This window comes from Pseudomonas sp. VD-NE ins (genome assembly GCF_031882575.1).
GTDB classification, from domain to species: Bacteria; Pseudomonadota; Gammaproteobacteria; order Pseudomonadales; family Pseudomonadaceae; genus Aquipseudomonas; species Aquipseudomonas fluorescens_BZ.
Map to the genome: position 1 here is coordinate 1,942,480 of NZ_CP134772.1, position 14,642 is coordinate 1,957,121.

The 14,642-nt window shown below is 58.0% G+C and carries 11 protein-coding genes; 8 read left to right on the forward strand and 3 right to left on the reverse strand.

What is annotated here, in order from left to right; all coding sequences use genetic code 11:
• Window positions 1-11: 11 nt before the first annotated feature.
• A complete protein-coding gene (locus RMV17_RS08605; RefSeq protein ID WP_311886257.1) occupies window positions 12-1,385 on the forward strand; it encodes a hypothetical protein in 1,374 nt (457 codons plus the stop codon).
• On the opposite strand, the gene RMV17_RS08610 is transcribed toward RMV17_RS08605, so the two are convergent.
• Window positions 1,386-2,549, reverse strand: coding sequence for a catalase family protein (locus RMV17_RS08610; RefSeq protein ID WP_311886258.1), 1,164 nt, complete (start codon window positions 2,547-2,549; stop codon window positions 1,386-1,388). It abuts the gene before it with no gap.
• Window positions 2,546-4,354, reverse strand: coding sequence for a di-heme-cytochrome C peroxidase (locus RMV17_RS08615; RefSeq protein WP_311886259.1), 1,809 nt, complete (start codon window positions 4,352-4,354; stop codon window positions 2,546-2,548). The genes RMV17_RS08610 and RMV17_RS08615 overlap by 4 nt, the downstream gene beginning before the upstream one ends.
• Before the next feature lie 269 nt (window positions 4,355-4,623).
• Here RMV17_RS08615 and RMV17_RS08620 point away from each other — a divergent pair, with 269 nt between their 5' ends.
• The 7 genes from RMV17_RS08620 (at window position 4,624) to RMV17_RS08650 (ending at window position 12,685) form a co-directional block, all read left to right on the forward strand.
• A complete protein-coding gene (locus RMV17_RS08620; protein ID WP_034156206.1) occupies window positions 4,624-5,340 on the forward strand; it encodes an FKBP-type peptidyl-prolyl cis-trans isomerase in 717 nt (238 codons plus the stop codon).
• A gap of 294 nt (window positions 5,341-5,634) precedes the next feature.
• Window positions 5,635-6,090 (forward strand): YkvA family protein, encoded by a 456-nt coding sequence (locus tag RMV17_RS08625; protein WP_007919749.1) that lies wholly within the window; start codon window positions 5,635-5,637, stop codon window positions 6,088-6,090.
• Between the two features lie 113 nt (window positions 6,091-6,203).
• The gene (locus tag RMV17_RS08630; protein WP_311886260.1) at window positions 6,204-6,545 is read left to right on the forward strand and encodes a helix-turn-helix transcriptional regulator; all 342 of its coding nucleotides are present in this window, start codon (window positions 6,204-6,206) and stop codon (window positions 6,543-6,545) included.
• A complete protein-coding gene (locus RMV17_RS08635; protein WP_003223109.1) occupies window positions 6,542-6,913 on the forward strand; it encodes a hypothetical protein in 372 nt (123 codons plus the stop codon). Before RMV17_RS08630 ends, RMV17_RS08635 begins: the two co-directional genes overlap by 4 nt.
• Window positions 6,914-7,321, forward strand: coding sequence for a sel1 repeat family protein (locus RMV17_RS08640; protein WP_311886261.1), 408 nt, complete (start codon window positions 6,914-6,916; stop codon window positions 7,319-7,321).
• Window positions 7,322-7,559: 238 nt separating this feature from the next.
• Window positions 7,560-12,329, forward strand: a complete 4,770-nt coding sequence (locus RMV17_RS08645; RefSeq protein WP_311886262.1) for an RHS repeat-associated core domain-containing protein — start codon at window positions 7,560-7,562, stop codon at window positions 12,327-12,329.
• Window positions 12,326-12,685, forward strand: coding sequence for a hypothetical protein (locus RMV17_RS08650; protein WP_311886263.1), 360 nt, complete (start codon window positions 12,326-12,328; stop codon window positions 12,683-12,685). The genes RMV17_RS08645 and RMV17_RS08650 overlap by 4 nt, the downstream gene beginning before the upstream one ends.
• A 57-nt stretch (window positions 12,686-12,742) precedes the next feature.
• Here the strand turns inward: RMV17_RS08650 and RMV17_RS08655 are convergent, their stop codons facing one another.
• Window positions 12,743-14,533, reverse strand: a complete 1,791-nt coding sequence (locus tag RMV17_RS08655; protein WP_108226918.1) for a bifunctional diguanylate cyclase/phosphodiesterase — start codon at window positions 14,531-14,533, stop codon at window positions 12,743-12,745.
• Window positions 14,534-14,642 lie beyond the last annotated feature (109 nt).

Below are 14,642 nucleotides of genomic sequence, written 5' to 3' on the forward strand. Positions count from 1 at the left end.
AGACTGAGTTCATGAGTGATTCCCTTCAAGCAGAAGCTGCCCAAAAATTGTTGGACCTAGCATTTTTGGCCAGCAAACCGTCATTCCTTGAGTGTGATGACGCCGCCGCCTTTCTCCATGGCATGAAGTGGGAGGCAAAAACCGAGGTTCTCTGGTTTATCCTGGAAAATAGCCGAGGACGGTATCTTTGTGCCGAGTTCGTAGAACCCGGTGCACTGAAAGTGCGTAACGACAGCAAACCCAACGACGATTCACTCTTTGTATCCAAGTGTGTAAGGGGCCAACTGTGCGTCCCTACCGGGTATACCGTCGCCGCCAGTTTTCATTTACGTCCATTTGCAGCCAAGGGGGCGTCAGAAAGCCAAGAGGATTTTGAATACCGTGTTCGCTTTTTTTCGTTTTCCGATCTGTGGAAAGTCATGAACCCACGTCGCCATTATTCCAAGTGTTATCTGTCCATAGGTCAAGACGGTCTTATCTCATACGCTTCAACTGCATCAGACTTTGAGCTTGAGTTGGCCAGCCAAATTGCAAAAAAAGAGGAAGGAGGCTCTCAGCTGTTTGAGAGTTTGTATGAAAGAGGGACTACTCTGGCCAGCACCTGGATTTTGTTGGCTGTCGGGGCTGGTGAACTCAACATTGTTGTCAAAGCCATTGTAAAAAAACCGAAGTGGTCTCACCGAGGCGCATTGAAAGCGAGTTGGAAACGGGACAATAGCTCGGAAAACCAGACAAAAAAATTCTCGGTCGAATTGATGCCGATTTTCAGCCCCGTGTTCCATGATGTCGCAGGCGTTGCGTCCTATTGGCGTATCAGGCAGCCCAATTCATCCGAGGGGCAAACAGTGGGTGTGATTCTTAAACACAACCACCGGGATGAGTTTATTGCCACCGCTGCCGAGTTCGGTGATTACATAAACTTTGACGTGTCTACAATTTTTCCCAAAGATCAGCATGGCAATGTCCAGCTTCCCGAGGGATTCCGGGTTTACGGTTTCTACCATTCGAGCAAGCCGTCGTCTCCAAACCTGTTGCCCGCAGCGGACACCGAACGCTTCAAGAACTTTTTTTCCCCTTCCGATATGAAAGTCGGACTGGATCGGCTGGTCGCCGCCCCTCAGCACCACTTGTTCATGATCACACCAGATGAGGCGGTCTTAAGCTTTTCGCAACCCGATATTCCAGTCAGATCGTTGATTGTCGAGTTGACGGCGGACTTTGAACGGAAGTTGATCTCGGGTGAAATCACCACACAGATGTTTGTCGACAAAATAGCGGCGGCCGGAAACCTGAGCGTGCTCTCGCCGAGCAAGACATGGCCGACTGTCGGTAGGGTCAGGCCGTCTGCCGAGTTGATAGCGCGGATTCCCGAGCCTGCAGAGTAATCAATCGCCATTACGCTGGTGACGATAGTCGCTGATCGCTTCGTACACAGCCTTGCGCAACCGATTGATCCCACCGATTGGTCGATGCGCCTCAATCCCGAACCACGGATTGAACGACAGATTGTCGCATTGCAGATTCAGTGCCGGAGTATCGAAATCCTGCGGCGGCAGGGTGATCCGCGCGACGGTTTCGAAGGGTGAATCCTGCTCGCGCCATTCGATGCTGGTGTCCTCGATCGGCATGTATTCATGGGCATCCTGACGCTGGATCTGCAGCACGAAACAGGCTGGCACCCGGTCCGTCGACAACTGTTGATGCAACGCGCTGCGCAGGAAGTTCGGCAGGTCGTGATTCTGTTTAGGCAATGTGTAAGCAGGGCAGTTAGCCGGGTCCGGTGCGACGCGAAACTTTGCATTGGCCTCACCGAATTTGTAGGGCGAAACCGAAAAGTATGTGGTCGCCGTCGGGCTATCCGGCGGCGGCGACAATGTTGCTAGCGCAATAAACAAATGGCGGATCTGCCAGGTGCGCGGATCCCACCCGGGGAAAAACGCCATGACCTTCTTGCCATCAGCCTGCGCCGCCACATTCTGACGGTACTCGGCGACATCGCTGACAAAGAAACTCGGGTGGCTGAACATCACGAAATCCTGCTCAGGCTGTGCCTGGCGGTTGCCGAGTAGCTGTTTTCCGGAAACGTCGAGCAGCTTGATCGCCATACCCCTGGCGTCGCGAATGCTGTCGAACTGCGGGTAGGCATTGCCGTTGGACAGACGAATCATCGCTTGCCAGGTTTTGCCTGGCTCACTGAACACGCCCTGTCGCAACGGCTGCGCAAGTTCCGGCAGCACCTGCACTTGCGCCTTCACACAGCCATGGGCCTTGGCATGGGCGTCGCGAAGATACCGTGTGCTTTCGCGATGCTGATCGACGATGCGCACGGCGGTCTGGATCACGTCCTGGGTCATTGCCGCTTCGCCGGGTGGAATCTGTTCCAGCGCCGACACCGGGCCGCGGTGTTGCCAGGCAAACCATGCTGTGGCGATGGCCCAGCCGAGCAGGCCAATGGCGAGCGCTATCAGCAGTGCTTTGCCAAGCAGACGCCCAAGCCATAACCAGATTCTGGCCAACAGCGGCAACTCTTTCTTGAAGGTCGAAATCATGGCAGTTGCGTCTCCAGTGGACCGCCGAGGACTTTCAGGTACTCCAGCAACGCCCAGCGCTCTTCGGGCTGCAACAGCCGGCCAATCACGCCGTTGCCACGTTCGCCGGCACGGAATTCATGTCCGCTGTTGTGATTGCCGGTGATGCGCGTGTCGAAAAGGAAGCCGTTGGTAAACGCTTCGGTGCGATAACCCAGGTGCCGTGGATCGTATTCGAAACTGCCTTTGAAGAAGGTTGTGGCGCGTTCATCCTGCGGCGACAGCAACTGATAAATGCTCGGCACCGAACCGTTGTGCAGAAACGGCGCAGTGGCCCAGGCACCCGCAAGCGGGCGGGCTTTGTAAGCGATTTTTTCGCGCACGCCGATCGGCAGGCCGAAGCCGTCCAGACGGGGTTTCTCCTGCGGCGTGACGTTGGCTTCGCGGTAGGCGCGGTCTTCGACGAAAGCGGTGACGTAGGCCAGGCCCTTGGCCACCGACAACTGGCTCAGATCCAGCGGTGCCTTGGGCGCCGGATGCAGTTTGACGTCCATGGTTTCGAGTTCCTTCACATCCCATTGCAGGGCAGTCAGATCGAAACGGTGACTGGCAATATTGTTGGCAGCGTTCGGGTCCGTGCCGATGACATCGACCGGCAACATGTGCAAATGCTGCACCCAGCGCTCACCTTCCTGAGTCTGGCGCGGCACGTGGCAACCGGCGCAATTCTCGGCAAACAACGAGCGCCCTTTAGCCGCCAGGGGCTTGTCGATGGCGCCAAACAGGTCCTCTGGCCAAGCGGGTGGCTTGAGCTTTTGCAGGGTTTCTTCGATCTTGTGCAGATCACGCACGCGCACGCTCGAGGCATAGCGTGCTTCGCCTTGCAGTGGCTGACCGTTGCCATCAAAAAAATTCAGGGTGGCGCCGACGCCCAAGGCTTCGCCGATGTTGCGCGCCATCGGCTGCTGCGCCGAGCCGTTCCACTGCACCCAATCGAATGTCCACATGTCCCACAGTTGTGGGTAATCCACCGGGGCATTGGCCACGCGATAGTTGGCGGGGGATATCGCATCGCCGAATGTCGCATTGGCAATGCGGCCAAAGGCATCGGTGCGACCGGGGCCTTCTTCGGTCGGGTAGAGGCCGCGATGGGTGTCGTTCCAGGCGACTTTGAGAAATGTATTCAGAGAGGTTTTGAAGTCTTTGCGCAATTGCTCGTGGCGCGCGTCGTATTCGTCGCCCAATACCGTTCTGGCGAAACGTTCGAATTTCCATGGGTTGTAGTAAGTCGCGGTCAGACTTGCCACCAATGCCTGTCCGAAACTGCCACCGCGCAAAGTAGGAACACTGGAAGGCAGCACATGTTGCGCAGCACCTCCGTCAATTCGCACGGCCTGACCTTTGAATCGCAATTCGCCGGTGTGGCAAGCGGCGCAAGTGATGTCCAGATATTGCTCGGAGCTGCCGGGATTCTGATGTCGGGCAAAACCGACGGGGAGGTTGCCGGGGTTGTTCGGCGTGGCTTTCTGCTGCGGATCGATCAGAAAACCAAAACGCGCCAGGTAATCGGGTGAGGCGAAACGTTGCGCCGAGAAGGGCAGTTCCAGCGCCCCGAACCACTCATAGCGCAGGCCTTTGACCTGCGTACCCTGAGGCGTGAAATAGTAGGTTTGCCGGTCTTCGTCACTCCACTGATTGAGGTAATGCACCTGCTCGGTGGGCGTGTAGAAGGGTAGTTTCGGGTTGGCGACGTAATACAGCACTACAGCAAGGGCGAGTCCCAGCAGCACGACGATCAGGGTCAGCACACGGAATAGAAGGCGCAAGATAAACATCCTTGTCAAATTGTGCCGCTGTTATGCCTGAGCCTGCCCTATGCGGCAAGTGGCCATTACGCCAGATGATGCGAGAAGAAACGACGCTGATTGTCGGGACAAGATGACAGAAGCTTCATCGTCGCTTCGCCTCAATGCGTTTTAATCCCTGAACTTATCGGAAGTTTCCTGCTCTCATGCCGGTAGCCATTGGTCGTGGCGGCCTGATAAGCTCGCGGCTTTACTCGATTGCCCTTTCGGCGCATGAACAAGGAAATAGCATGAAACAGCATCGGTTGGCGGCGGCGGTTGCCCTGGTTGGCCTGGTCCTCGCGGGTTGTGATTCGCAGACCAGCGTAGAGCTGAAAACCCCGGCGCAAAAAGCTTCCTACGGTATCGGCCTGAACATGGGCAAGAGCCTGGCTCAGGAAGGCATGGATGATCTGGACTCCAAAGCGGTAGCCCAGGGCATCGAAGATGCCGTCGGCAAGAAAGAACAGAAGCTGAAAGACGAAGAACTGGTCGAAGCCTTCGCCGCGCTGCAAAAGCGTGCTGAAGAGCGTATGGCCAAGATGAGCGAAGAGTCGGCAGCCGCTGGCAAGAAATTCCTCGAAGAAAATGGCAAGAAGGCAGGTGTGACTACCACCGCTTCCGGCCTGCAATACGAAGTGGTCAAGAAAGCCGACGGCCCACAGCCTAAACCGACTGACGTAGTGACTGTTCACTATACCGGCAAGCTGACCAACGGCACCGTATTCGACAGCTCCGTCGAGCGCGGCAGCCCGATCGATCTGCCGGTAAGCGGCGTGATTCCGGGTTGGGTTGAAGGTCTGCAACTGATGCACGTTGGCGAGAAGTACAAACTGTACATCCCTAGCGATCTGGCTTATGGCGCTCAGTCGCCAAGCCCGGCAATCCCGGCCAATTCGGTTCTGGTCTTCGACCTCGAACTGCTGGCCATCAAGGATCCAGCCAAAGAAGCCGCTGCTGCCAAGTAATTGGTAAAGGCTTCAACAACAACGCCTCGCTTATGCGGGGCGTTGTTGCATCTGGACCCTGGCAAGGGTAAACAGAGCGAACCGATGGCGGTCGGGAGAGTCATAGCCATTAAGGCTGCCATCGCTAGCCGGCCTGAGCAGCCAAGTCAATGAAATATTGGGGTTTTTTATGTGAGTAAAAAACGCCCGATCTGAGCGCAGCCCTTATGAAACGGGGCTTTCAGCGCTGAAATGCAGCTCTGTTCACAAGGTTATCCACAATTTGTGTGGATAACATTTCAACGGGAGGAATAGATGAAAGCTCCGTGGAATTTCGCTCGATTCCTACCCCTGGCCGGCCGCCTGCTGGCGCGGGGCCGGTTGCCGACCTTGCTGTTTGCGGTCGCCAGCAAAGGCGCCGCGCAAGGTAATCGTCTCGGTAAACTCAAGGACGATTTACGTTTGCTCCAGGCATTGTGCCTGGCCTATTGGCGCGGGGAGTACCGGGCCATCAGTGGCAAAGCACTGGTTTCGGTGGTGGCGGGTTTGATGTACTTCCTCAGCCCGGTGGATGCGATTCCGGATTTCATCCCTGTGTTCGGCATGCTTGACGACATCGCCGTCCTCGCCTGGCTGATGAAAACCCTCGACGATGAGCTCAATGCGTTTCGCCTGTGGCGCAACCGCCAGCAGCCGGAAAAGCTTGCGGTTGTCGAACGCCTGCCGGATACCCCCGAACAACTGCAACTTCAGGGGCCGAAAAAAACCTGATTCCTCAACACCCGCCTACAGATAGATACCCCCCGCGACCTTGGCCGCTGTTAGGATTACACTTCTAGGGAAAAGTGCCGACTCGCTAAGTGTTGTTGTCCTACGGGGTAGTCATGGATATTCAGATAATTGCACGCGATGGCGAACCCGAATACGCGGTTCTGCCGTGGGCTCAGTATCAGGCTCTACTAAAAGCAGCAGGCATCAATGAAACACCGTCGCGTCCGGCACCTACGCCGCTCGCGGCTTCACCAGACCCGATTCTTCCAGGTCTGGATCAACTACGCAGTTTGCGCGAAGGGAAGGGCATCGCCATTGAGGCGCTGGCCCGCACGGTAGGCATCAGCCCGTCTTATCTGGCCATGATCGAAAGTGGTGAGCGTCAGCCCGACGCCGCGATTCGCCGCAGTTTGGCCTGGGAACTGACGGTGCCAGGGTGGAGGGATGAATCGTGAGCGTACGCATCAGTCGTCAACATTGGGACGGATTGCTCGGAGAACTGGATCAGGCGCGCCGTCAGCGCCATCTGCTGACTTATCGCGCCTTGCTCGAGCGGTTGCAATTGCCGACACCGGCCATGCAAACCTTGACCGCCGCGCTTGAGCATCTGGCCGCGCTGGATGCCAAGGCCGAACAACCGTTGCGCAGTTCACTGGTGATCAGCCAGGGTGCCAGTCGCCTGCCGCGCACCGGTTTCTTTGAGTGCGTTGAACGTCTGGGGCGTTTTTCCGGGCCATCCGATGGCGTTGCCGCCGCCTCTTGGCATGCGTCGGAAGTAGTCAGGGTCTTCGAATACGAATACCCGGAATCGGCGGAGGCCTGAGTGTTTTTACGACTCAAGGCGCGGGCCAGTTACTGGCTGGCCCGTAGGCTGTTTCATTGGCCCTGGTTTGTCCGCCAACCGCGCGGCTGGCGTTGGCTTGAAGGACAGTTTGCGCGCATGGCCAACCTGGGCGATGTCAGTGCGCAAAGTTTTTACGGGCACATCCTGACCTTTCGTGGCGTCGGCCTCGGAGCACGTGAAGAAGGTGTGCGTCTGTTGCGGCTGGCGGCGCTCGCTGGCGATGGCAAGGCGGCTTATCAGGTCGGCGTGATCAGCCTCGCCGGAACCCCGAGCAAGCCCCCGGATCCTGTCGAAGCCGCACGCTGGTGGGGTATGGCTGCCAAGGCCGGACACCCGTTGGCTGAGCTCAAATTGAAAGAGCTGAGCGCTCGGGATTCAACGCAGTAAATCCAATTGTGTCCGTCCTGATAAACGCGGCGTGAGGTTTTCCTCACTTCGCGTTTGCGTTTTGCGTGCCTGTTTATCTATTGCTCATTTATTACAGACAAGTCCTACAGTCATCGCCTACTTGCCTGACTTCTTTCCTGATTGATCCCCCGCACAGTTCCCGCGCCTAATTTTTGCGCGAGGGAACGCTCATGTTTGATCCGCTTATTCAGTCCACTTCGCACACCCGCGTGCGCTGATGGAAGCCGTCACCCGCATCGAGCAAGCACTCGACAGCTTTCCCGCCACCCTCAGCCTTTACCGCGAGCAGCTCAAGCATTGGGCCAGTCGAGCGGCGGACAAGGTCAGCCACGCCGCAGATCTGCCGTCGCTGATGGGCATGGAGCGAATCATTCGCTTCGGCTCCGATAGCACTGCCGTCAGCAGCACCGACAACGAATTTTTCTCCGACGTCGTCCAGTGCCCGGAGAGCGGCCCGATGCTGATCGAAAGCAAATTCGAGTCGGTCTACGACATTCCCCTCGGCAACATCGTCGTCGATGTGATTGCCATGGACGGTGGCGAGATCACCCCCATCACCCTTGATGCGCAAGGCAAGGGCTCATTCAAAGGAATACCTGGCAAGTTCTACCGGGTGCAGGTGCACAGCGATGTCACTCCGGGTCAGGTCGAGGATCTTTTCAAAGCCTACGAAGGCCTGAGCGCTGAGTTGGATGGCTGGTTGCGCAGTGAATGGCAGGTTTTCAAACCGCAATGGTCGCAGTCGGTGGCGACGGCGGCGGGCAACGGCATGCTCGCCGGGAGTTGGGCCGCGATCGAGGGGGTGTGGGACAGCATCGGCATGCTCTCGGACATCCTCAAGGATCCCGGGGCGTTCGCCCAGCGGTTGGGGGACGGTGCTACGCAGTTGATCGAGCTGGCGGAAGCGGCTCCCGATCTCATGGAAAAGCTTCAGTTGCTGGTCAGTGACGAAGCGGCACTGTGTTTATTGCTGCGCACTGCCAGCCTTTGGCTGGAGATGCTGCCACCCAGTGAAATCGCCGGCAAAACTGCTGAAACGGCGTCGATGATGATGGTGCAGTTGCTCATCGATGTGCTGATCAGCGTCGTCTTGACGTTCGTCAGTGGTGGCGCAGGCATCGCTTATCTGACGCTGCGTCTGGCGGACCGCGCCGTGCAATTGCTGTCGGCGGTGAAGCGTTTGGTGAAGGCGATGTTCGGCATCGTCGAAGGGTTCATCAAATACGTCGATCAATACAAAACCGTTGCCGCCCGCGGCATCGCTGCCGGGGTGAAGAAGGGCCGGATGCAATTGCGCTGGAATGCGCAGCGCAACACCTTGTTGAAGAAAGACGAGCATCACGACGATTCGCCGGATCAGGCGAAAAACCCCAACGGCGACAGCGCCGATTGTGTGCCGCGCACCTGCACCAACGGTTGCCCGGTGTCGATGGTCACCGGTGAAGAACTGCTGACCCTGACTGATGCGGTGCTCGATGGCGTATTGCCGTTTGAGTTCTCGCGGTTGTATCGCAGCAGCGCGGCGGAGATCGATGTCGGGCTGGGGTTTGGCTGGAGTCATTCGCTGGCGCATCGGCTGGAATTTTTCGCCGATGAGGTTGTTTGGGTCGACCACGAAAACCGGCGCACCCGCTTTCCGCTGCCCAGTGCTGCACGACCGGCGATTCACAACAGTTTGTCGCGGGCGGCGATTTTTCTGGGCGATGAGCCGGAGGAACTGATCCTGGCGCTGGCCGGGGAAACGGCGCGGTTCTATCACTTTCGCGCAGGACGGCTGACGGCGATCAGCGATGCCTATGGCAATCGTCTGACGGTGCAGCGCGATCGGTCTGACCGGGTGCAGCGCCTGGACAACGGCGCCGGGCGTTCGCTGTTGTTGCGCTATGACCGGGCGCAGTTGCTTGGTGTTGATTACCAGGTGTTTCGCGACGGTGCCTGGAGCACCGAACAGGCGCTGGTCAGCTACCGCTACGACGCCTACCGGCACCTGATAGAAGCCAGCAACGCCGTCGGCGACAGCGAGCGTTACGACTACGACGACGCTCACGTGATCCTGCAGCGGCAACTGGCCGGCGGCGCGAGTTTCTTCTGGGAGTGGGAGCGGTCGGGGAAAGCCGCTCGGTGTGTCAGGCACTGGGCATCGTTCTCGCAGATGGACACGCGCTACGTCTGGAGCGACGACGGCAGCGTGGCGGTGCATTACGTCGACGGCACCGAAGAGACGTACGTCCACGACGAGCGTGCGCGGCTGGTGCGCAAGGTCGAGGCCGACGGTGGTGAGCAGCTCAAGGCTTATGACGATGCCGGGCGGTTGATTGCCGAGCAGGATGCCTTGGGCGCGGTCACCGAATACCGCTACGACGAGGTTGGACGGCTGATCGCGCTGATTCCGCCGGACGAGGCGCCCACGTCCTACGAGTATCGCAACGGTTTCCTGCATCGGCGTTCGCGCGGCGATGCCGTGTGGATCTACCGGCGCAATGCCGAGGGCGATGTCACCGAAGCGGTCGACCCCGACGGTCAGGTCACCCATTACTACTACGACACCCGTGGCCAGTTGCTGTCGATCCGCTACCCGGACAGCAGTCGCCATCGCTTGGTCTGGAATGCCCTCGGCCAACTCATCGAAGAGACCTTGCCCGACGGTGGCGTGCGGCGTTTTTCCTACGACGCACTGGGGCGGCGGACCACCACCGCAGACGAACACGGTGCGGTCACTCGGCAACATTGGGACGCGGTTGGCCGACTGATTCAGACGACATTTCCTACCGGCAGCAGCCGTGCCTACAGCTACGGCGCCTACGGTCAGGTCACCGCCGAGCGCGATGAACTGGGGCGCATTACCCGCTACGAATACGACGACGATCTGCACCTGGTTTCGCGGCGGATCAACCCCGACGGCACGCGGGTGCAGTACCGCTACGACCATGCGCAACTGCTGCTCACCGAGATTGAAAACGAATCGGGGGAAAAGTACCGGCTGGACTACACGCCGATGGGCCTGATTCGTCAGGAAAGCGGTTTTGACGGTCGCCGCACGGCGTACGCCTATGACCTCAACGGCCATCTGCTGGAAAAGACCGAGTTCGGCGATGACGGCTCGCAGTTAGTCACGGCGTATGCGCGCGATGCGGCCGGGCGCCTGCTGCTCAAAACTTTGCCCGACGGCATCAAGGTCAGTTACCAATACGACCGACTCGGTCGTTTGATTGGGGTCGACGACGGCCAGAACCATCCGCTGGCCTTCGAGTACGACCGTCAGGACCGCTTGATCACCGAGCATCAAGGCTGGGGCACCCTGCGCTATAGCTACGACGCCTGCGGCCAGCTCAAGCGCATGCGCCTGCCGGACAACAGCGTGCTCGACTACCGCCACGCCAAGGGTGGCGCGCTGACCGACATCAACCTCAACGGCACGCCGCTGACCCGCCACGTCTACCAGTCCGGTCGTGAACTGCAACGCCAGCAGGGCCTGCTGCTCAGCGAATACTCCTACGACGATCAGGGACGCTTACTCGCCCACGCCGTAGGCCATCAGCGCGATGCGCTGTACCGCCGCGATTATGCCTACAGCGCCAACGGCAATCTCGCGCACATCGCCGACAGCCGCCACGGCCAGCGCACCTACGGCTACGACGCCCTCGACCGCCTCATCCGCGTACGCCACTCACGCGACGAACTGCCGGAAAGCTTCGCCCACGACCCGGCCGGCAACCTGCTGATGCAGGACCGCCCCGGCCCCAGCCAGATCCAAGGCAATCGCCTGCTGATGCAGGGCGACCGTCATTACGACTATGACGCCTTCGGCAACCTGATCCGCGAACGTCGTGGCCGCGCACAGACACTCGTCACCGAATACCGCTACGACAGCCAGCACCGCCTGATCGGCCTGACCCGCCCCGACGGCCAGACCGCCAGTTACCGCTACGATGCCTTCGGCCGACGCATCAGCAAAACCGTCAACGGCGAGACCACCGAGTTCTTCTGGCAAGGCGATCACCTCGTCGCCGAAAGCAGCGAAAGCGAATACCGCAGCTACGTCTACGAACCCGGCACCTTCCGCCCCCTCGCGCTGCTCGACGGCAAAGGCCCGAAAAAAGCCTGCCCGTTCTACTACCAACTCGACCACCTCGGCACCCCGCAGGAACTCACCGACTACAGCGGCGACATCGTCTGGTCCGCGCAATACGACGCCTACGGCAAAGTCGCCGCACTGACCCTGGCCGGCGAGGACTACCTGAACCAACCGCTGCGTTTTCAGGGGCAATACTTCGACGGCGAAAGCGGCCTGCATTACAACCGCCATCGGTACTACGACCCGAGGCTGGGACGGTATCTGACGCCGGATCCGATCAAGTTGGCCGGTGGGCTGAATCAGTACCAGTACGTGCCGAATCCGACGGGGTGGGTGGATCCGTTGGGGTTGAGTTCGAACTGCCCGCCACCGAATAAGCCTGGGTGTGAGGCGCCGGGTGGGATTGGTGGCGCTAAGGTAGATGAGGGTGAGCCAGCGCTGCCGAAGATGACGGCGCAGGAGCGGCGAGCGAGGATTGATGACTTGGCGGAGGCAAATGCTTTTAGGCGTTTGGATGAAATGGAGAAAGCCACACCAGGCGCACACTTCGTAGAAAAACATGGAAAACAAACCACATTGGCCTCTCAGCAAGAACGTTCAGTGACGGGAAGAAATCCATCGACCGGAGTCATAGAGCTTTACACCAACGGAAGGCGAGCAGGGCAGCCAAAAATTCCCAGTGCAGCCACTCACTTTTTTAGTAATCGAGACCAACTGAACGCCATACATCGTGCCCAGCTTATTTTTAGGCGGAACGGACAAATCGCGTCGAAGGAGCCAATGAATATGGGCAAAATTGTAGGTGAAGGATACAAGAGGGGGGGCGTCATTTACGGACAGCAAACACATGCGGTAGTAATTCTTGATAGAGCCGGCAAGCCGATAACCTCTTATACGGAATTTATGGAATGAAACGTAAACCTGAGTATTTTGTTTTGCGTGGTCTGCTGTTTCTATTTGATATAGAAAATACTGACGACGACGCTCGTGAAAAAATCATTGTTTCAAAGAACGTGAATGATAAGAAGGAGCTTGCCGAGCTATTCGATATTCTTATGAAGCCTGAGTTTCTCTCTTATAGCGTTGAAGAGCGCAAGTGGTGTGTTGAAACGTTGAAACACTATTTGGACGTCGATGATGACTTTGATGCGGTATTCACGAAAATCACCACCTATTTCGATGATGATGTAGAGGATCAACGGCAGTTTATGCAGGTTTTGTTAAGTTGTTTATTGAGGTATCAAATCGAAGACCTACAGATTAACTAAAAAAATTGGTTGAGCGGCATCTTCGTACGATCGTAGTTTTTGGCGTTTGTGCAGGAATTAGCGTTGGCCGATTATCTGTGAGTGATGGAGGCTAGACAGGGAAAGACTATCAATCACATGCACGCTATACCCCGGAACATTCTTCGCATGATGCTTCGCCTGCGAAGCCATTTCCGCAAGCTGACTGGCGTCGAGTTGCGCGCACGCTTCGGGGTGCAAATGCACCACGCCAATGGAAAGCGACAGCAACGGAAACTCCTGCCGCACCCCTTGGCGATTCGGTGCAATAAAACATCCCGCCTCAAGGTGTTCAGGCCGGTAGAAGCGCCGGCACTGACTCTGGAAGTCATCAAGCAGCTGATTGAGTCGTTTGCGCCAATCTTCCGGGCCAAGGACCAGGAGGAAGTCGTCACCGCCGATATGGCCAACGAAGTCGCGGCTCGGGTCTACCCGCTCGTTGAGGCATTGCGCCAGACACAGCAGAACTTCATCACCCCGTCCGTAGCCATAGATGTCATTGAAGGGTTTAAAGCTATCGATGTCGACGTAGCAAATAACTGACTCGCGCCCCTGCTGCAGCAATCGCGTCAGGCATTGCTGAATCGGCACGTTGCCGGGCAGCAAGGTCAGCGGATTAGCGTAGCGCGCTTGTTGGATCTTCAGTTCGGTAATCAGTTTGAGCACGTCGATCACCCGGCCAAGGCCGAGGTAGCTGCCGTTGAGGGTGATGATGAAGTCCTCTTCGATGCGCTGGCGGGCGCGGCTGGTGATCAGGCGGCTGACCTGTTGCAGCGACTGACTCATTTCCACGGCGAGAAAATCGTCGTTCATCAGACGGCTGATCGGTTTGCGCGCGAACAGGTCGGTGGCGAAGGGTTTGAGCAGGGCATCTGATAACGAGTGGCGGTGGACGATGCCGCAGGGTTGGCCTTGTTCGTCGAGTACTGCCAGTGAGTTGAGGTTGGCTTGGCGGCGGAAGGCTTCCAGTACGTTGGCGGTGGGTGTGTCGCGATGCACGGCCGGTTGGTCGTTGAGCAGGGCGCTGAGGTCGCTGCCTTCGTCGTTCAGCGCAACGCTGCTGCTGTCGTGTTTGGGCATCAAGGCGCGGGCATCGCGCGGCGGATGTTCCTGAGGGCGGCCGAGCAGGTAGCCCTGCACCAGATCGACGCCCATTTCAGTCAGTACCGCGAGTTCTTCTGGCAGTTCGATGCCTTCGGCGATGACCTGCGCGCGGGAGGCTTTGGCGATTTGCAGGATCGAGCCGACGAACTCACGCTTCAACGCGTCCTGATGAATGCCATCGATGAAGTGCCGATCAATCTTCACGTAGTCCGGGCGCAGTTCCGACCACAGGCGCAGGCTCGAATAGCCGGCACCGAGATCATCCAGTGCAATGGAAAACCCCATGGCCCGGTAGTGATGAAGGGCGGTTTGCAGCAACTGAAAATCGTCGATGGGTGTCTGTTCGGTCAGCTCGATGACCACCTGACTCGGCGGTATGCCGAAATCTTGCAGCAACTGCAACGTGCGCCCCGGTTGATGCGCGGCTTCGAGCAAGGATTCCGGTGAGACGTTGAGAAACAGCTTACCCGGCAGTTGCTGCTCGTTGAAGCGACGACAAGCGCTTTGCCGGCAGGCGATTTCCAGCTCGCTCAAACGTCCGGCCTGACGCGCTACGGCGAACAATGCGATGGGCGAGTGAAGAGGGCTGTTGGACGGGCCACGGGTGAGGGCTTCGTAGCCGAGAATGCGGCGTTCCGAGAGAGAGATGATCGGTTGGAACAGGCTGTGTAAACCGCTTTGAGTCAGGATCGAGCTCAAGGCACTCAGCTGTTCGGTCGTGGTCATGGCAATCTCTGGCGATAAAAAAAGGACTGGGAGCGCTCTCGATGAAGAGAGTGGCTCCCAGTCCTTTATTGCACGACAGAATGATGACTGTTTGATGACGATCCGGGGA